This window comes from Pseudomonas sp. FW305-E2 (assembly GCF_058782925.1).
This window is the reverse complement of record NZ_JBYSYE010000030.1, coordinates 18,216-35,972: the sequence shown is the minus strand read 5'-3', so window position 1 is coordinate 35,972 and position 17,757 is coordinate 18,216. Positions and strand designations below refer to the sequence as shown.

Genomic DNA, 17,757 nt, shown 5'->3' with positions numbered 1-17,757 from the left:
TGGGGCCAGTCTCGCCCTCTGGTCGGCGCAAGAATCCAGCTGTTTGTGGGAGCCTCCCATGTTGAACACCCTTCTACCCATCCTGCTGTTCGCTGCCCTTGGCCTGGCAGTGCTCGGTGCCTTGCGCCGGGTGCGCATGTGGCGCCGTGGCCGGCCGTCCAAGGTCAACCTGATCGGCGGCCTGCTGGCCATGCCGCGCCGCTACCTGGTGGACCTGCACCACGTGGTTGAGCGCGACAAATACATGTCCAAGACCCACGTGGCCACTGCGGGCGGCTTTGTGCTGTCTGCTGTGCTGGCCATTCTGGTGCATGGTTTTGGCCTGCAGAGCAAGATCCTCGGCTACGCACTGCTGGTAGCCACGGTGATCATGTTCACCGGTGCCATCTTTGTCTTCAAACGCCGCCTCAACCCGCCCTCTCGCCTGTCCAAGGGCCCGTGGATGCGCCTGCCGAAGAGTTTGCTGGCGTTCGCCGTGAGCTTCTTCATTGCCACCCTGCCGGTCGCCGGAATTCTGCCGGCCAACACCGGTGGTTGGGTGATGGTCGCCGTTCTGGGCCTGGGCGTGCTGTGGGGTGTGTCGGAGCTGTTCTTTGGCATGACCTGGGGCGGCCCGATGAAGCACGCCTTCGCCGGTGCCTTGCACCTGGCCTGGCACCGCCGTGCCGAACGCTTCGGCGGCGGCCGCTCCACCGGCCTCAAGCCGCTGGACCTGGAAGACCCGAACGCTCCCCTTGGCGTGGAAAAGCCGGTGGACTTCACCTGGAACCAGCTGCTGGGCTTCGATGCCTGCGTGCAGTGCGGTAAATGTGAAGCCATGTGCCCGGCCTTTGCCGCTGGCCAGCCGTTGAACCCGAAAAAACTCATCCAGGACATGGTCATCGGCCTTGCCGGTGGCACTGACGCGCAATTCGCCGGTAGCCCATACCCTGGCAAACCGATCGGCGAACACGGCGGCAATCCACACCAGCCGATCGTCAATGGCCTGGTCGACGCCGAAACGCTGTGGTCCTGCACCACCTGCCGTGCCTGCGTCGAGGAGTGCCCGATGATGATCGAGCACGTCGATGCCATCGTCGACATGCGCCGCCACCTCACCCTGGAAAAGGGCGCAACCCCGAACAAGGGCGCCGAGGTGCTGGACAACCTGATCGCCACCGACAACCCCGGCGGCTTCGCCCCCGGCGGGCGCATGAACTGGGCTGCCGACCTTAATCTGCGGCTGCTGTCTGAAGTGAAAGCGACCGAAGTGTTGTTCTGGGTCGGTGATGGTGCCTTCGACATGCGTAACCAACGCACTTTGCGTTCGTTTGTCAAAGTATTGAAAGCCTCGGGTGTGGACTTCGCCGTACTCGGCCTGGAAGAGCGCGACAGCGGCGACGTGGCGCGTCGTCTGGGCGATGAGGCGACCTTCCAGCAACTGGCCAAGCGCAATATCCAGACCTTGGCCAAGTACAAGTTCCAGCGCATCGTCACCTGCGACCCGCACAGCTTCCATGTGCTGAAGAACGAATACGGCGCCCTGGGTGGTGACTACCAGGTGCAGCACCACAGCACCTACATCGCCGAACTGATCGCGGCCAAGAAGCTCAACCTGGGCCAACACAAGGGCGGCAGCGTCACCTACCACGATCCGTGCTACCTGGGCCGCTACAACGGCGAGTACGAAGCCCCGCGCGAAGTGCTCAAGGCGCTGGGTATCGAGGTGCGCGAGATGCAGCGTTCGGGCTTCCGTTCCCGTTGCTGCGGTGGTGGTGGCGGTGCGCCGATCACTGACATCCCTGGCAAGCAGCGTATTCCCGATATGCGCATGGACGACATTCGTGAGACCGAGGCCGAGCTGGTAGCCGTGGGTTGCCCGCAGTGCACCGCCATGCTTGAAGGCGTGGTCGAGCCGCGCCCACAGATCAAGGACTTGGCCGAACTGGTGGCCGACGTGCTGATCGAGGAGGACGCATCCACTGTCCCAAAGCCGCAAACGGCTAAACGTGAACCTGCGGAGGTGCACTGATGAGCGACATTATCCGCCGCGACCCACGCGCCGAGTGGATCGCCCGTAACCGCCTGCACCCGCTGCATGCCGCGATGCAGACGCAACAGACCAGCTGGATGGGGCCTAACGGCATCATCCGCAAGAACCCACATGCGATTGCCGCGGGCTTTGTCGGCCCGGCCGGCATCAAGCGTATCGACCGCAGCGGCGCCCAGCAGGGCACCGGCGCGGGCGGGCGGCGCACGGCAACAGTCGAGGTCAAGTTGCCACTGCACCAGGTGGCGGCGCCGGCGTTCTACATTGCCGTGGTGCCGGACATGGTTGGCGGCCGCCTGAGCAGCCACGACCGCGACCTGCTTGGCCTGGCCCACAGCCTGGCCGGCAGCGACGGGGCGGTGCTGGCCGTGGTGTTCAACGAGCACAAGGAAAGCAACTTTTCCACAGCCGGTGTCGACCGCCTGCTGGTTATCGAAGGCGAGGCCTTTGAAGGTTATGCACCGGAGCAACTGGTGCAGGGCCTGCGGGCTGTGGATAACCAGTTCGCGCCGCGCCACTGGCTGCTGCCCGACAGCCGCACCGGTGGCGGTGAACTGGGTCGGCGCCTGGGCGCCGCGCTGGGCGAGCGCCCGGCAACGCGGGTATGGCAGATCAAGGACGGCCAGTGCATCGGTCGCGCCGGTGCCGGCCAGCAAGACCTGCAACGCACCGTGCCGCGCCTGATCCTGGCGGCGGCCGAGTGCGCCGAACCGGTCAGCGAAACCCGTCACGAAGCCTTGCCGGTGGAGTTGTCCACAAGCGTGGCGCGAAGCCTGTCGCGCATCGAAGACCTCGGCTCGGTGGCCGTGGACCCTGCCACCATTGCCATGGCTGAGGCCGAGTTCATCGTCTCGGGCGGCAACGGGGTCAAGGACTGGGACCTCTACCACAAGGCCACAGCGGCCCTTGGCGCCACCGAAGGCGCTTCGCGGGTGGCGGTGGATGACGGTTTCATGCCGCGCAACCGCCAGGTGGGGGCTACCGGCACCTGGGTTACCGCGCGTGTCTACGTGGCTGTGGGTATCTCGGGCGCGATCCAGCACCTGCAGGGTATCGGTGCCTGCGACAAGGTGGTGGCGATCAATATGGATCCAGGCTGCGACATGATCAAACGGGCTGACCTGTCGGTGATTGGCGACAGCTCGGCGATTCTCAAGGCGCTGATTGAGGCTGTGGACAACTTCCGCAGCAGCGGCCAGCGCGACGCGGCATAAGGGCACGAGCATGAGTACGAAAGTGATCAGCCTGGTTTCCATTGGTGCCCACCCCAGCTCTGGCCGCGCCCGCCGCGCCGAGCAGGATGCCCGTGCCGTGGAGTTGGGTTTGCAGCTGGCTGGGGATAACTTGCAGGTGGTGCATGCGGGCGATCCACAGGAAGAGGCCTTGCGCGCTTACCTGGGCATGGGACTGGACCACCTCGACGTGCTGGAGCAACCGGCCGGGGCCGATGTGCTGGGCGTGCTGGGCGATTATCTGCGCGACGCCGGGGCCCAACTGGTGCTGACCGGCAGCCAGGCCGAGACTGGCGAGGGATCGGGCATGTTGCCGTTCCTGCTGGCCGAAAAGCTCGGCTGGCCGCTGATTGTCGGGTTGGCCGAAGTGGAGTCGATCGACAACGGCACCGCGCAGGTGTTGCAGGCTTTGCCGCGTGGTCAGCGGCGTCGCTTGAAGGTGCGTCTGCCATTGCTGGCGACTGTGGATAACGCGGCGCCCAAGCCGCGCCAGAGCGCTTTTGGGCCTGCGCGCCGGGGGGTATTGGCGGCGCGTAACGTGGCCATTGTCGAAGATGAACTGTTGGCCGAAGCCGAGCTGCAACCGGCCCGTCCACGGCCCAAGCGCTTGAAGGTAATCAAGGCCAAGAGTGGCGCCGACCGCATGAAGGCCGCGACGGCCAAGGCCAGTGGCGGTGGTGGCAAGGTGCTGAAGGACGTTTCGCCGCAGGAAGGCGCTGAGGCGATCCTCAAGCTGCTGGTGGAAGAGGGCGTCCTGCGCTGAAGCAGGAGGGCTAGAGGTCTCTTTTTGGGAGCGCCCCGGCAAGGGCGCTCCCCTCATTCAATACTCAGCATCGAGCGAGCGCTTTTGCCCACCAAATCTGTTCGTCAAGGTGTGGATAAAGTGTTGGTGCATGTCCACAGGCCTTGTGCGGCGGGTTCTTCAGGGTTTTGATCAAAAACCGTTCAGGGACTGTGCCAGTCGTCGTAAACGCACAAGCCAGCATCTTCCTGATTTTGCCCACAATCGCTGTTAGCCGGTCTGTGGATAATCTGTTCGGTTACGGCTGCAGGCTGCGTCGTTCAAGGTTTTGATAGATTTGTTCAAAAAATGATCATTTCGTCTGAATCCTGCTTGTTCCTTGAAAAACAGGGCATTGAATCGCTTATCCACAACCCTATTGCACACATTTCATCGTTTGCTCACAAAGTCTGTTGGTCTCTCTGTGGACAAGGTGTATGAACTCCGCTGCAGCCCAGTGAGAATGAGGGCTCCGCCAATATGATCAAATAATGATCAGCGTTCTGCCTGACATTTTTGCTAGTACTCAAAATTTCAATCAGCCATTACCGTGTCCACAACTCCCTGTTTTGTGGATCACTCATGGCGACATTCTTGTTGAGCGCCGATCGGCAACTATCAGTTCTGCATGGGTTAGCCTTCAGCCCGCGGGTTTATTCGCCTTACGGCATCATGAACGCAGCGCCTGTACCAGGGCTTGCATTCTGTGGGCAGTATCAAGACCCCTTGACTGGCAGTTACCCATTGGGAAATGGCCATCGCTTCTATAGCCCAAACCTGATGCGATTCATTACGCACGACAGGCTAAGCCCATTTTCCAGGGGGGGGATCAACAGTTACGTCTATTGCGGCGCTGATCCCGTGAATCGCCATGACCCGAGCGGAGCGGCCTGGAGCATCTTGCTCAGGTCCGTCAGTGTGGTGTCCAGTGCTGCCACTTTGGTCGGTTCTGTGGTGCGTACCGTCAAGAATGTAGTGGGGCGCCGGATTGCTTTCAAGGCCAGGATTACTAACTCAGGAAGGGAAACCCCGGTTGTTCATAATGAGTTACCCCATTTATCTAGGGTATCCAACCAGCAGTTCTTCATAACGGGGAGCGCAGGTCTTGCTGGGCAAGTGATCGCTGCGACCTCTGGTGTGACGCCAGCCTTGCAAACGGCTACGGATGTATTGGGCCTGGTGAACTCAGTGACTAACCTTAGCGGTGGATTGACTGGCAACCTTGCTGCAGCCCGTGAGGTAAGCAGGTACTTTTGGAGATATCCGCGTGAAATCCCTGGCGTGGCACTGGAGACGTTAATGGACGTCACAATGATGGACGAGATGGCCGCTAACGTGGGTAGAGGGTTGACAGCAGTTGCGAACAGGATAAGTTTCTGGAGAACGCCTACCTATGAGGTTCAGGTCTAGCACTGGCCCTCAGTGGCTGTAGGTGGCTTGATGCGCTCCGACCTGAAATCAGTCGGAGCGCTGTAAGCCTAGTTGCGTATTTACTGCGCCTGCACTTCCTTCAGATACGGCGCCGGCTCTGCTCCCAGGTTGTTCAGCATCCGCCCGCTGTACCAGTCAATGAAGTTCACCACACCAAACTCGTAAGTCTTCGAATACGGGCCGGGTTGGTACGCGGTGGAGTTGATCCCACGCTGGTTCTCTTCCGCCAGACGGCGGTCTTGGTCGTTGGTGGCATCCCACACCTTGCGCATGTTCTCGGGGTTGTAGTCCACACCTTCGACGGCATCCTTGTGCACCAGCCACTTGGTGGTGACCATGGTCTCCTGGGCGCTGATCGGCCACACGGTGAACACGATCATGTGGTCGCCCATGCAGTGGTTCCACGAGTGCGGCAGGTGCAGGATGCGCATCGAGCCCAGGTCCGGGTTCTTGATGCGACCCATCAGCTTCTGGCAGGCCTGCTTGCCGTCCATGGTCATCGACACGGTGCCCTTGAGCAGCGGCATGCGCACGATGCGGTTACGCAGGCCGTGGCTCTTGTGCAGGTAAGGGATCTTCTCGGCTTCCCAGGCAGCGGCGGAGGCGGCCACGTGGTCCTTGAATTCCTGGCTGGCACGCGGGTCGTTGGTATCGTCCCATTCCAGCAGGGTTTGCAGCAGTTCCGGGTGCGAACCGGAGCAGTGGTAGCACTCGCGGTTGTTTTCCAGCACCAGTTTCCAGTTGGCCTTTTCCATCAAGGTGGTCTGCACCGCCACCTTGGTGTTCTCCATGTCGTACGGTTCCATGTAGTGCTCGAGCGTGGCCAGGAACTCGTCGATGGCGGGCGGGTTTTCCGCCAGGCTGATGAAGATGTAGCCGCCGGCCACCTTCACGTTCACTGGCTTCAGGCCATATTCCTTCATGTCGAAGTCGGCGCCCATCTCGGTACCGGCGAACAGCAGGCGACCGTCCAGTTCGTAGGTCCACTGGTGGTAGTGGCAGACCAGCTTGGCCACCTTGCCTTTGTCGCTCACGCACAGGCGTGAACCGCGGTGACGGCAGACGTTGTGGAAGGCGTGCACCTTACCTTCGGCACCACGGATAACGATGATCGGGTTCTTGCCGATCTGCAGGGTGATGTAGTTGCCTTTCGCCGGGATCTCGCAGGTCATGCCGGCGATCAGCCATTCTTTGTGGAAGATCTCCTGCATGTCGATTTGGAACAGACGCTCGTCGGTGTAGAAAGGCTGGGGCAGCGAGTAGGTTCGCTCGCGGGTCTGCAGCATCTCGGCGGTGGCCTTGCGTGCAGGTTCCAGTGGATCGCCCAGGCTCAGGGTTGCGGTGACGTCCATCGTGTATTCCTCGGGGCCGTATGCGGCCGGCAAAAGGTGGCTAATCGTTGTTGTGGTGCCGCAAGGCTGCTTGTCAGAAAACAGCATGTTGTTTTGCCGTGGAGTGTGCGTCCGAAGACGCCGCGAACCGTATCCATGGGCGACATGGCCGATTTGAATAACGACGCGCCAGCCCTTGTATCGCGGGGCTGGTCGCGATAAGCACGCCGATGTCGCTGGCAGGAATGTACGTCGCTCTCAGCTTGCGCATTATCCAAGCCATATAAAGCCCGATAGTCGGCCGCTGGAGATGAACATGTCCGATACCTTCCTCAATCCGGTCACTACCCAGACCTGGGCCAACGGCCGCCACATCGTGCGCTGCGTCAAGGTCATCCAGGAGACCTGGGACGTGCGCACCTTCTGCTTCATGGCCGACCAGCCGATCATGTTCTTCTTCAAGCCAGGGCAGTTCGTCACCCTGGAGCTGGAGATCGAAGGCAAGCCGGTGATGCGCTCCTACACCATCTCCAGTTCGCCGTCAGTGCCGTACAGCTTCTCGATCACCGTCAAGCGTGTGCCGGGTGGCCTGGTGTCGAACTTCCTGCACGACACCATGCACGAAGGCGCCGAGCTGCCGGTGCACGGCCCGGTGGGGCTGTTCAACGCCATCGACTTCCCTGCTGGCAAGGTGCTGTACCTGTCGGGCGGCGTCGGTATTACCCCAGTGATGTCGATGGCGCGCTGGTTCTACGACACCAATGCCAACGTCGACATGGTGTTCGTCCACAGCGCCCGTTCGCCGAAAGACATCATCTACCACCGCGAGCTGGAGCAGATGGCGTCGCGCATCCCCAACTTCAGCCTGCACATCATTTGCGAAAAGCATGGCCTGGGCGAGCCGTGGGCGGGTTACCGCGGTTACCTGAACCAGCGGCTGATGGAGTTGATTGCGCCGGACTACATGGAGCGCGTTGTGTTCTGCTGCGGCCCGACGCCGTACATGACGGCGGTCAAGCGCATGCTTGAAGCGGTCGGCTTCGACATGAAGAATTATCACGAGGAGTCGTTCGGCGCGACGCCGGCGGAAGCCAAAGCCGACGCCGTGGAGCACGCCGAGCAGGCGGCCGATGCACCTGAGCTGGACGTTTCCGACCTCAATCTGGTGGAGTTCATCGGCAGCGAGAAGAGCATCCGCGTTGCCCCGGGCGAGACCGTGCATGCTGCGGCAGCCAAAGTTGGCCTGATGATCCCCAAAGCTTGCGGCATGGGCATCTGCGGCACCTGCAAGGTGCTCAAACTGGGCGGCGAAGTAGAAATGGAGCACAACGGCGGCATTACCGAAGAGGATGAAGCCGAGGGCTACATCCTGTCGTGCTGCAGCGTGCCGAAAGGGGATGTGCGGATCGATTACTGATTCCAGATAGCGGGGCCCCGGCAGGTACCTCGCTAACCCCTTTGCGCCCTGTCATTTCTGTCAGTAATCATGAGGGGCCGTTGGCTATAGAATATGCTCTACAAAAAAGGGGGGGGCATGGTGGACGAAGGAATATTGCATCTCCATTTATCCAGCTCATTCTTGCCCAATGCTGGCCGTAGGGTCTGCGCATATAGCCCCTATGGTGTAGTTCATGACAATGGCGCTGCTATGATCGCATTCAATGCTGAACTGCGTGACAGCGCTACCAGTAATTATCTGCTCGGAAAAGGCAGGCGTATGTACAGCCCAGCATTAATGCGATTTCTCAGCGCGGATCGGCTAAGCCCCTTCTCGCGGGGAGGAATCAATGCATACGCTTACTGCCATGGGAATCCTGTCAATCGAGTGGACCCCACTGGCCAATACAGCGTCACCAAGGTAATTGCGAACACTGTATGGCTTGGAAAGCGTGCCAAAGCGTCTATGTCCAATCTTAAGGGGCTCAAGCGGCTAGACGATAGGAACAAATGGGTAAAGAAGGTCGGCGTAGTGATGGTTGCGGCGGGAGTGCCGGGTGCTAACTGGGTCAACGTGGCAAGCTTTGCTGTAAAAATGGGAAGCGCGACAGTTGATGTCGGCTTCTTCTTTGGCCGTAAGGCTGTTGACTATTTTGTCATGCATAAAGTCAGGCCCATGATAGCGGGGATTCTACCGCCCAATGGGCTCTCGCGTGTCAATAGTGCCCCTCCTGTGTCGCAGGTCACGCAAGTTCGGGAGGGGCTCTTATCAAGGCGGCATAGCAGTGCCTTTTAGGCTCAGGTGCGGAACCGCGCCACCAAACTATTAAGGTCCACCGCCAACCGCGACAGCTCTGCACTCGCCGCACTGGTCTGATGGGCACCGGTAGCGCTCTGCACCGACAGGTCATTGATGTTCACTAGGTTGCGGTCCACTTCCCGCGCCACCTGTGCCTGTTCTTCCGCCGCGCTGGCAATCACCAGGTTACGCTCGTTGATCTGCGCTACCGCCCCGGCAATCGTATCCAGCGCCATGCCTGCACCGCGGGCGATGTTCAGCGTCGATTCGGCGCGTTCGGTGCTGGTGCGCATCGACTCAACCGCTTCTTCGGTACCCCCCTGGATGCTGCCGATCATCCGCTCGATTTCACTGGTCGACTGCTGGGTACGATGAGCTAGCGCGCGCACTTCATCGGCGACCACGGCAAAACCACGGCCCGCTTCACCGGCCCGCGCGGCTTCGATGGCTGCGTTGAGCGCCAGCAGGTTGGTCTGGTCGGCCAGGCCACGGATCACGTCCAACACCTTGCCAATGTCGCGCGACTGTTCGGCCAGGTGAGTAATCAGCTTGGCGGTGGCCTGCACATCACCGCTCATGCGCTCGATCGCACCCACGGTTTCCATCACCAGGTCACGACCATCGCCGGTGGAGCGGCTGGCTTCACTGGACGCTTCTGATGTGCTTACGGCATTGCGCGCCACTTCTTCCACTGCGCTGGTCATTTCGGTGACAGCAGTGGCGGCCTGTTCAATCTCATTGTTCTGCTGCTGCAGGCCACGGGCACTTTCGTCGGTGACGGCATTCAACTCTTCGGCCGCCGAGGCCAGCTGGGTGGCGGAGCCGGCGATCTGCTGCAAGGTATCGCGCAACTTGTCCTGCATGCGCGCCATGGCGCGCAACAGCCGGGCGGCTTCGTCGGTGCCCTCTGCGCGGATGAAGTGGGTCAGGTCGCCGTCGGCGACTTGCTCGGCGCATTTGAGTGCTTCTTCGATCGGCTTGACGATACTGCGGGTCAGCAGGAAAGCACAGGCGAAGGTCAGTACGGTGGCGGCAACCAGCAGGCCGATCACCAGGGCGAAAGCGCCGGCATACTGGTTGGCGGCTTTTTCGTTGGTGGCGCGAGTCTGGTCAGTGTTGATGCGTACCAAGGTGTCCATGACCTTGTTGATCTGCTCGGAGTTGGCCAGCAGGTCGCGGTTGAGCAGGTCACGCAATTCGTCCAGGCGATCGGCCTGGCTCAGTGTGCGCATGCGCGATTCCAGCTGGCGATACTGGTTGAGCAACTGACCGTACTGGTCGAATGCTGCCTGTTCGTCGGCGGCGACGATCATTGGCAGGTAGGCCTGGCGTGCGCGGTCGATCTGGCTGTTGCGCTGGTCCAGCAGATCGAGGGTATCGCGTTGGGTTGCCGGCTCGCGGTTGAGCAGCAGGCGGTAGGAAAGCGTGCGCATGCGCAGGTTCAGCGCGGTGAGTTCGTCGAGGATCTTGATGCTGGGCACGCTGACTTGCTCGATGGCAACGCCCGCCTGGCGGATGTTGCCCATTTGTACCAGGGAGAAGATACCAAGGCCGAGCATCAGCAGGCCGATGAGCGCGAAGCCGAGAAGCGCGCGCGGGGCGATATTCATGTTGCGTAGGGACATGGAGAGCAGGATCCAGGCAAGTGGGGAAAGAGCGACAAAACATGACTTGCCGGGCTATCGGTCGTGACTGGTTAGTCTTGAATGGGGCCGGGGAAAATTGTGCAACCGCGAACCTTTTCCTGACCGGCGGTTGATCCAGGTCGGAACAAGGGGTCGATTACCCTGTCAATCTGCGGGTCAGACACCTTATGAATCCGATATTTAATGGCGATGGGCCGCACTTTTCTTTATCGTGTGCGCCCCTCGCAACAACCTGAGATAGACCCATGCTGGAAGCTTCCCTGAATCAAATCGAGCAACTGGTCAGCGACCTGATGCAGAAAAACGCTCAACTCATCGAGCAGAACACCGCCCTTGGCCAGGAACTGGCCCAGGCCAAGGAAGAGAACGAAACCCTGCAGCTGTCGCTGATGGAACAGGAAGAGAAGAACGGCGCTACCGCAGCACGCATCCAGGCCCTGGTCGAGCGCGCCAGCGCGGGCGTTGTTGGCGCATGAGACTGCAAGAGCAGCCGATCAATGTCGTGTCGATTCTCGGCATCGACTATTCGATCAAGGCGCCCGAAGGCCAGGAAGAAACCCTGGCCCAGGCGGTACGGATGCTCAACAAAGCCCTTAACGAGACCAAGCGTCAGTACCCGACCTTGATCGGTGACAAACTGCTGGTGCTGGCTGCCCTTAACCTGTGCTCCAAACAGGTCGAACTGCAGAAAGAGCATCAGCAGACCCTTGCGCGAACTCAAGCGCAGATCGACGCCACGGTGGATGCCATCGTGCGGACCATTGCAGAGCAATAAGACCGCACACCTTCCCCTGTAGGAGCGGGTTCACCCGCGAATGCGTCAGTGGCTTCAACACCGCATTCGCGGGTAAACCCGCTCCTACAGGCATCAGCAGACCCTTGCGCGAACTCAAGCGCAGATAGACATCGCTGAGCAATAAGGCCTTACACCGTCCCCCGTAGGAGCGGGTTCACCCGCGAAAGCGTCAGTGGCTTCACACCGCATTCGCGGGTAAACCCGCCTACAGGGTGCATCTGATTGCTTCAGATCACTGGATTAACTGGATACGCAAGTGTATACACTTTCCGCAAAACAATAATGTGCGGGGAGTAGGGGCATGCGTATCTGGCGTAAGAGCATCCAGTTGCAATTGATCACCAGCATGGGCGCTGCCTTGCTGGCGAGCATCCTGGTGGTGGTCATTATCTTCACCGTGGCGCTCAACCGCCTCACCGACCGCTACCTGGTCGACACTGCCCTGCCAGCCAGCATCGAAGCCATCCGCAACGACATCGAGCGCATGCTGGGCCAACCGTTGGTCGCTGCCGCGGACATTGCCGGTAACACCCTGCTGCGCGACTGGCTTGCTGCCGGTGAAGATCCTGCGCAGGCGCCCCAGTTCATCGAATACCTGACCGCCGCCAAACAGCGCAACCACGCCTTTACTACGCTGTTCGCCTCGACTGAAACCGGCCACTACTACAACGAGAACGGCCTGGACCGCACCCTCAGCCGCAGCAACCCCAAGGACAAGTGGTTTTACGGTTACATCGACAGCGGCGCCGAGCGTTTCATCAACATCGACATCGATGGTGCCACCGGCGAACTGGCTCTGTTCATCGACTATCGCGTGGAAAAGGAAGGCAAGCTGGTGGGTGTGGCCGGCATGGGCTTGCGCATGACCGAATTATCGAAGCTGATCCACGACTTCAGCTTTGGCGAGCACGGCAAGGTGTTCCTGGTGCGCAACGATGGCCTGATCCAGGTGCATCCCGATGCTGCCTTCAGTGGCAAGCGCCAGCTTGCCGAACAGCTTGGCGCGGACTCAGCCAAAGGCGTCATGACCGGAGGCGAGAGCCTGCGTAGCAGCCGCTTCAGCCGTGACGGTGAGCGCTACCTGGCGCTGGGCCTGCCGCTGCGCGACCTCAACTGGACCCTTGTGGCCGAAGTGCCAGAGTCGGAAATTTACGCGCAAATGCATCAGGCCGTCTGGCTGACCAGCCTGATCGGTGGCGCCGTCGCGTTGGTGTCGCTGCTGTTGGTGGTACTGCTGGCGCGTGGCCTGGTGCGGCCGATCCGCCGCGTTACCGCCGCATTGGTTCAGATTGGCGGGGGAGCGGGTGATCTAAGCCATCGGCTGGACGATTCGCGTCAGGATGAGCTGGGTGACCTGGCCCGTGGTTTCAACCGCTTCCTGGACAGCCAGCGCAGCCTGATCGGCGAGGTGTTAAGTACCTCCGAGCGGCTGCGGCGGGCCGTGGAGCAGGTAACCCAGGTGGTGGACAATACCGCTGAGCGCTCCGGGCGCCAGCAGGAGATGACCGAGATGGTCGCCACTGCTGTACACGAGATGGGCCTGACCGTGCAGGACATCGCCCGCAATGCCGGCGATGCGGCCCAGGCGTCGCAGTCGGCACGAGACGAGGCGTTGCAGGCCCGCGAGGTGGTGCAACGATCCATTCGTGGCATCGAGGGCATGTCGGGCGACATCGGCAAGGCGGCCGATGCGGTCAGCCAGCTGGCCGACGAAGTCGCCTCGGTCGATGAAGTGCTCGCGGTAATCCGCAGCATTTCAGAGCAGACCAACCTGCTCGCGTTGAACGCTGCCATCGAGGCCGCGCGGGCAGGGGAGATGGGGCGCGGGTTCGCTGTGGTGGCCGATGAAGTACGTACGCTGGCCCGGCGCACACAGCTGTCCACCGACGAAGTGCAGCAGATGATCCAGCGCCTGAAGCTGGGTGCAGGTTCGGCGGTGAGTTCAATGCAGGCAGGGCAGCAGGCGACCGGCAGTGGCGTGGAATCGAGCCAGCGCACCGGGGCATCGCTGAGCGCGATTACCGACCAGGTAGAGCACATCAGTGACATGAACCACCAGGTGGCCACGGCTACCGAGGAGCAGTCGGCGGTGACCGAGGAAATCAACCGGACGGTGCAGGGGATTTCCGATTTGGCGCGTGAGACGGCGGCGGAGGTGCAGGGGTGTCGGGAAGAATGCCAGGCATTGCGTGGTCTGGCCGATGACCTGGCGCGCCAGATGGGTGGGTTCAGGCTTTAGATTGCCGGGGCCGCCTTGCGGCCCTTTCGCGACACAAGGCCGCTCCCACAGAGGATTGCATCACCTGCAGGCGAATGCATAACCCCTGTGGGAGCGGCCTTGTGTCGCGATAGAGGGCAAAGCCCTCCCGGCAATCTCTCAGCCAGCAATGATCGCGCGGATATCCGCCGCCAGCTCACGCACCCGCGCTTCTTCGGTATCCCACGAGCACATGAAGCGCGCGCCACCGCTGCCGATAAAGGTATAGAAGCGCCAGCCCTTGCCCCGCAGCGCCTCGATGGCGTGCTCCGGCATCTGCAGGAACACCCCGTTGGCCTCCACCGGGAACATCAGCTCTACGCCCGGCAGGTCACTGACCAACGATGCCAGCAGCTGCGCGCAATGATTGGCGTGGTTGCCATGGCGTAACCAGGCGCCATCTTCCAGCAGCCCGACCCATGGCGCCGACAAGAAGCGCATTTTCGACGCCAGTTGCCCGGCCTGCTTGCAGCGATAATCGAAGTCTTCGGCCAGCTGGCGGTTGAAGAACAGAATTGCCTCGCCCACCGCCATACCGTTCTTGGTGCCGCCAAAGCACAGCACATCCACACCGGCCTTCCAGGTCAGTTCGGCCGGGCTGCAGCCCAGGAAAGCACAGGCGTTGGTAAAGCGTGCGCCGTCCATGTGCAGGTTCAGGCCCAGCTCCTTGCAGGTGGCGCTGATCGCCTTCAGCTCGTCGGGGCGGTACACCGTGCCGACTTCGGTGGCCTGGGTAATGGTCACCACGCGCGGCTTGGGGTAGTGGATATCCTGGCGTTTGAGCGCCACTTCACGAATAGACTGTGGCGTCAGCTTGCCGTTGACGCTGGCCGCTGTCAGCAGCTTGGATCCGTTGGAGAAAAACTCCGGCGCACCGCATTCGTCGGTTTCGACGTGGGCGGTCTCGGAGCAGATCACGCTGTGATAGCTCTGGCACAGCGACGCCAGGGCCAGGGAGTTGGCAGCGGTGCCGTTGAAAGCGAAGAACACTTCGCAGTCGGTTTCGAACAGCTTGCGGAAGTACTCCGATGCACGCTCGGTCCACTGGTCGTCGCCGTAGGCGCGGTCGTGGCCGCGGTTGGCTTTTTCCATCGCCGCCCAGGCTTCGGGGCAGATGCCGGAATAGTTGTCGCTGGCGAATTGTTGGCTCTTGTCTGTCATGGCACGGTCCTGTGAACGACGCAGATCAGCACTCTAAACCATCGATTCAGCACTTGCCTATACAACCCGTGCAGCGATTTCTGTTCATGACTGTGCCGGCCTATTCGCGGGCACGCCCGCTCCCACAATGGTCCTGCAAACGCCAATCACTGTGGGAGCGGGCGCGCCCGCGAAGGGGCCCGCATGGGTGGCACAAAGAGAATGTCGTAAACGCGCCATTGCAAGGCGTGCGCAGGCATCTGACCCGACCCCGCCAGTCATAACATCGCCACAAAGGGCCACAGTGCCCCACGACAAAAAACGATCGCTGCCGGGAGATACACAATGTTCAGCAAGCAAGACCAGATCCAGGGTTACGACGATGCACTGCTGGCGGCGATGAATGCCGAAGAACAGCGCCAGGAAGATCACATCGAGCTGATCGCCTCGGAGAACTACACCAGCAAGCGCGTCATGCAGGCCCAAGGCAGCGGCCTGACCAACAAGTACGCCGAAGGCTACCCGGGCAAGCGTTACTACGGTGGCTGCGAGCACGTAGACAAGGTAGAAGCCTTGGCCATCGAGCGCGCCAAGCAGCTGTTCGGTGCCGATTACGCAAACGTCCAGCCACACTCCGGCTCGTCGGCCAACGGCGCCGTCTACCTGGCCCTGCTGCAAGCCGGTGACACCATCCTGGGCATGAGCCTGGCCCACGGTGGCCACCTGACCCACGGCGCCAAAGTGTCGTCCTCGGGCAAGCTGTACAACGCTGTCCAGTACGGCATCGACACCAACACCGGCCTGATCGACTATGACGAAGTCGAGCGCCTGGCGGTCGAGCACAAGCCGAAAATGATCGTTGCCGGTTTCTCGGCCTACTCCAAGACCCTCGACTTCCCACGCTTCCGCGCCATCGCCGACAAAGTGGGCGCACTGCTGTTCGTCGACATGGCCCACGTTGCCGGCCTGGTTGCCGCTGGCCTGTACCCGAACCCGATCCCGTTCGCCGATGTGGTCACCACCACCACCCACAAGACCCTGCGCGGTCCGCGTGGCGGCCTGATCCTGGCCAAGTCGAACGAAGAGATCGAGAAAAAGCTGAACGCCGCTGTATTCCCGGGTGCCCAGGGTGGCCCGCTGATGCACGTGATCGCTGCCAAGGCGGTGTGCTTCAAGGAAGCGCTGGAGCCTGGATTCAAGGCCTACCAGCAGCAAGTGATCGAAAACGCCCAGGCCATGGCCCAGGTGTTCATCGACCGTGGCTACGATGTGGTTTCCGGTGGCACCGACAACCACCTGTTCCTGGTCAGCCTGATCCGTCAGGGCCTGACTGGCAAAGACGCCGACGCCGCCCTGGGTCGTGCGCATATCACCGTCAACAAGAACGCCGTGCCGAACGACCCGCAGTCGCCGTTCGTCACGTCGGGCCTGCGTATCGGCACCCCGGCCGTCACCACCCGCGGCTTCAAGGTCGCCCAGTGCGTGGCCCTGGCTGGCTGGATTTGCGACATCCTCGACAACCTCGGTGACGCAGACGTCGAAGCCGATGTGGCGAAGAACGTCGCGGCCCTGTGCGCAGATTTCCCTGTCTACCGCTGAGTGGAGTCACACACCATGCAACGTTACTCGGGCTTCGGCCTTTTCAAGCACTCCCTCAGCCACCACGAAAACTGGCAGCGCATGTGGCGCACGCCAACCCCTAAAAAGGTTTACGACGTGGTCATTGTCGGCGGTGGCGGTCATGGCCTGGCCACGGCCTACTACCTGGCCAAAGAGCACGGCATCACCAACGTTGCCGTAATCGAGAAGGGCTACCTGGGCGGCGGCAACACCGCCCGTAACACCACCATCGTGCGTTCCAACTACCTGTGGGACGAGTCGGCGCACCTGTACGAGCACGCCATGAAGCTGTGGGAGGGCCTGTCCCAGGACCTGAACTACAACGTGATGTTCTCCCAGCGTGGCGTTTACAACCTGTGCCACACCCTGCAGGACATGCGTGACTCCGAGCGTCGGGTCAGCGCCAACCGCCTCAACGGCGTGGATGGCGAGCTGCTGAACACCGCCCAGGTTGCGGCCGAAATCCCGTACCTGGACTGCTCGAAGAACACCCGCTACCCGATCCTCGGCGCCACCGTACAGCGCCGTGGCGGCGTTGCCCGTCACGATGCCGTGGCCTGGGGCTTCGCCCGCGCTGCCGACGCCCTGGGCGTCGACCTGATCCAGCAAACCGAAGTGATCGGCTTCCGCAAGGAAAACGGCGCGGTCATCGGTGTTGAAACCAACAAAGGCTTCATCGGCGCCAAGCGCGTCGGCGTGGTCACCGCCGGTAACTCCGGGCACATGGCCAAGCTGGCCGGCTTCCGCCTGCCGCTGGAATCGCACCCGCTGCAAGCGCTGGTATCCGAGCCGATCAAGCCGATCATCGACAGCGTGATCATGTCCAACGCCGTACACGGCTACATCAGCCAGTCCGACAAGGGCGACCTGGTGATCGGTGCCGGTATCGACGGCTGGGTCGGCTACGGCCAGCGCGGTTCGTACCCGGTGATCGAGCACACCCTGCAGGCCATCGTCGAGATGTTCCCCAACCTGTCGCGTGTTCGCATGAACCGCCAGTGGGGCGGCATCGTAGACACCTCGCCGGACGCCTGCCCGATCATCACCAAAACCCCGGTCAAGAACATGTTCTTCAACTGCGGTTGGGGTACTGGCGGCTTCAAGGCGACCCCCGGTTCGGGCAACGTCTTCGCCGCGAGCCTGGCCAAGGGCGAAATGCACCCACTGGCCGCGCCGTTCTCCATGGACCGTTTCTACAACGGCGCACTGATCGACGAACACGGCGCCGCCGCCGTCGCCCACTAACCGGAGACACCGT

At 61.5% G+C, this 17,757-nt stretch carries 14 protein-coding genes and 2 pseudogenes; 12 read left to right on the top strand and 4 right to left on the bottom strand.

All coding sequences use genetic code 11. The features are described 5' to 3' along the window. The first annotated feature begins 58 nt into the window (after positions 1 to 58). The 4 genes from dgcB to AC3WLP_RS19685 all read left to right on the top strand — a co-directional run bounded on the left by dgcB (position 59) and on the right by AC3WLP_RS19685 (position 5,452). The gene (gene dgcB, locus AC3WLP_RS19700; protein ID WP_088513489.1) at positions 59 to 2,011 is read left to right on the top strand and encodes a dimethylglycine demethylation protein DgcB; all 1,953 of its coding nucleotides are present in this window, start codon (positions 59 to 61) and stop codon (positions 2,009 to 2,011) included. Then, on the top strand, positions 2,011 to 3,243 hold the full coding sequence (gene etfA / locus AC3WLP_RS19695; protein ID WP_014755077.1) for an electron transfer flavoprotein subunit alpha: 1,233 nt from the start codon (positions 2,011 to 2,013) through the stop codon (positions 3,241 to 3,243). Before dgcB ends, etfA begins: the two co-directional genes overlap by 1 nt. Before the next feature lie 10 nt (positions 3,244 to 3,253). Continuing rightward, positions 3,254 to 4,024, top strand: a complete 771-nt coding sequence (etfB, locus tag AC3WLP_RS19690; protein ID WP_003255694.1) for an electron transfer flavoprotein subunit beta — start codon at positions 3,254 to 3,256, stop codon at positions 4,022 to 4,024. Positions 4,025 to 4,624: 600 nt separating this feature from the next. After that, entirely contained in the window at positions 4,625 to 5,452 is an 828-nt protein-coding gene (locus AC3WLP_RS19685) for an RHS repeat-associated core domain-containing protein (RefSeq protein WP_011953249.1), read from the top strand. Positions 5,453 to 5,532: 80 nt separating this feature from the next. Here AC3WLP_RS19685 and gbca read toward each other — a convergent pair whose 3' ends face one another. Beyond that, complete coding sequence (gene gbca / locus AC3WLP_RS19680; protein ID WP_011953250.1) at positions 5,533 to 6,825, bottom strand: glycine betaine monooxygenase oxygenase subunit; 1,293 nt, start codon at positions 6,823 to 6,825, stop codon at positions 5,533 to 5,535. A 295-nt stretch (positions 6,826 to 7,120) separates the two neighbouring features. On the opposite strand from gbca, the gene gbcB reads away from it, so the two are divergent. Together gbcB and AC3WLP_RS19670 are read left to right on the top strand one after the other, a co-directional pair. Next, positions 7,121 to 8,221: a glycine betaine monooxygenase reductase subunit gene (gbcB, locus tag AC3WLP_RS19675; RefSeq protein WP_017148040.1), complete on the top strand. Its 1,101-nt coding sequence runs from the start codon at positions 7,121 to 7,123 to the stop codon at positions 8,219 to 8,221. 93 nt (positions 8,222 to 8,314) lie between these two features. Continuing rightward, on the top strand, positions 8,315 to 9,037 hold the full coding sequence (locus tag AC3WLP_RS19670) for an RHS repeat-associated core domain-containing protein (RefSeq protein WP_080580351.1): 723 nt from the start codon (positions 8,315 to 8,317) through the stop codon (positions 9,035 to 9,037). Between the two features lie 2 nt (positions 9,038 to 9,039). Here the strand turns inward: AC3WLP_RS19670 and AC3WLP_RS19665 are convergent, their stop codons facing one another. After that, entirely contained in the window at positions 9,040 to 9,903 is an 864-nt protein-coding gene (locus tag AC3WLP_RS19665) for a methyl-accepting chemotaxis protein (protein ID WP_404940831.1), read from the bottom strand. Beyond that, a pseudogene (locus AC3WLP_RS19660) lies at positions 9,895 to 10,650 on the bottom strand (MCP four helix bundle domain-containing protein); the annotation flags it as partial. The pseudogene AC3WLP_RS19660 and the gene AC3WLP_RS19665, both read right to left, overlap by 9 nt. Positions 10,651 to 10,931: 281 nt before the next feature. On the opposite strand from AC3WLP_RS19660, the gene AC3WLP_RS19655 reads away from it, so the two are divergent. The 4 genes and pseudogenes from AC3WLP_RS19655 to AC3WLP_RS19640 all read left to right on the top strand — a co-directional run bounded on the left by AC3WLP_RS19655 (position 10,932) and on the right by AC3WLP_RS19640 (position 13,721). After that, on the top strand, positions 10,932 to 11,162 hold the full coding sequence (locus tag AC3WLP_RS19655; RefSeq protein WP_003255686.1) for a hypothetical protein: 231 nt from the start codon (positions 10,932 to 10,934) through the stop codon (positions 11,160 to 11,162). After that, on the top strand, positions 11,159 to 11,461 hold the full coding sequence (locus tag AC3WLP_RS19650) for a cell division protein ZapA (protein WP_003255684.1): 303 nt from the start codon (positions 11,159 to 11,161) through the stop codon (positions 11,459 to 11,461). Before AC3WLP_RS19655 ends, AC3WLP_RS19650 begins: the two co-directional genes overlap by 4 nt. 322 nt (positions 11,462 to 11,783) lie before the next feature. Further along, a pseudogene (gene mcpH / locus AC3WLP_RS19645) lies at positions 11,784 to 12,857 on the top strand (methyl-accepting chemotaxis protein McpH); the annotation flags it as partial. A 126-nt stretch (positions 12,858 to 12,983) separates the two neighbouring features. Continuing rightward, on the top strand, positions 12,984 to 13,721 hold the full coding sequence (locus tag AC3WLP_RS19640; protein WP_370588310.1) for a methyl-accepting chemotaxis protein: 738 nt from the start codon (positions 12,984 to 12,986) through the stop codon (positions 13,719 to 13,721). Positions 13,722 to 13,859: 138 nt separating this feature from the next. Here the strand turns inward: AC3WLP_RS19640 and AC3WLP_RS19635 are convergent, their stop codons facing one another. Continuing rightward, complete coding sequence (locus AC3WLP_RS19635; RefSeq protein ID WP_011953255.1) at positions 13,860 to 14,900, bottom strand: threonine aldolase family protein; 1,041 nt, start codon at positions 14,898 to 14,900, stop codon at positions 13,860 to 13,862. A gap of 324 nt (positions 14,901 to 15,224) precedes the next feature. Here AC3WLP_RS19635 and AC3WLP_RS19630 point away from each other — a divergent pair, with 324 nt between their 5' ends. Continuing rightward, entirely contained in the window at positions 15,225 to 16,478 is a 1,254-nt protein-coding gene (locus tag AC3WLP_RS19630; RefSeq protein ID WP_003255681.1) for a serine hydroxymethyltransferase, read from the top strand. 15 nt (positions 16,479 to 16,493) lie between these two features. Further along, a complete protein-coding gene (locus tag AC3WLP_RS19625) occupies positions 16,494 to 17,744 on the top strand; it encodes a sarcosine oxidase subunit beta family protein (protein ID WP_003255680.1) in 1,251 nt (416 codons plus the stop codon). Positions 17,745 to 17,757 lie beyond the last annotated feature (13 nt).

Excerpts from the sequence above, each read along its gene's own strand:
- dgcB (WP_088513489.1), top strand. The coding sequence starts at position 59 with ATGTTGAACACCCTTCTACCCATCCTGCTGTTCGCTGCCCTTGGCCTG.
- etfA (WP_014755077.1), top strand. The coding sequence starts at position 2,011 with ATGAGCGACATTATCCGCCGCGACCCACGCGCCGAGTGGATCGCCCGT.
- etfB (WP_003255694.1), top strand. The coding sequence starts at position 3,254 with ATGAGTACGAAAGTGATCAGCCTGGTTTCCATTGGTGCCCACCCCAGC.
- AC3WLP_RS19685 (WP_011953249.1), top strand. The coding sequence starts at position 4,625 with ATGGCGACATTCTTGTTGAGCGCCGATCGGCAACTATCAGTTCTGCAT.
- gbca (WP_011953250.1), bottom strand. The coding sequence starts at position 6,825 with ATGGACGTCACCGCAACCCTGAGCCTGGGCGATCCACTGGAACCTGCA.
- gbcB (WP_017148040.1), top strand. The coding sequence starts at position 7,121 with ATGTCCGATACCTTCCTCAATCCGGTCACTACCCAGACCTGGGCCAAC.
- AC3WLP_RS19670 (WP_080580351.1), top strand. The coding sequence starts at position 8,315 with ATGCTCTACAAAAAAGGGGGGGGCATGGTGGACGAAGGAATATTGCAT.
- AC3WLP_RS19665 (WP_404940831.1), bottom strand. The coding sequence starts at position 9,903 with ATGCAGGACAAGTTGCGCGATACCTTGCAGCAGATCGCCGGCTCCGCC.
- AC3WLP_RS19655 (WP_003255686.1), top strand. The coding sequence starts at position 10,932 with ATGCTGGAAGCTTCCCTGAATCAAATCGAGCAACTGGTCAGCGACCTG.
- AC3WLP_RS19650 (WP_003255684.1), top strand. The coding sequence starts at position 11,159 with ATGAGACTGCAAGAGCAGCCGATCAATGTCGTGTCGATTCTCGGCATC.
- AC3WLP_RS19640 (WP_370588310.1), top strand. The coding sequence starts at position 12,984 with ATGACCGAGATGGTCGCCACTGCTGTACACGAGATGGGCCTGACCGTG.
- AC3WLP_RS19635 (WP_011953255.1), bottom strand. The coding sequence starts at position 14,900 with ATGACAGACAAGAGCCAACAATTCGCCAGCGACAACTATTCCGGCATC.
- AC3WLP_RS19630 (WP_003255681.1), top strand. The coding sequence starts at position 15,225 with ATGTTCAGCAAGCAAGACCAGATCCAGGGTTACGACGATGCACTGCTG.
- AC3WLP_RS19625 (WP_003255680.1), top strand. The coding sequence starts at position 16,494 with ATGCAACGTTACTCGGGCTTCGGCCTTTTCAAGCACTCCCTCAGCCAC.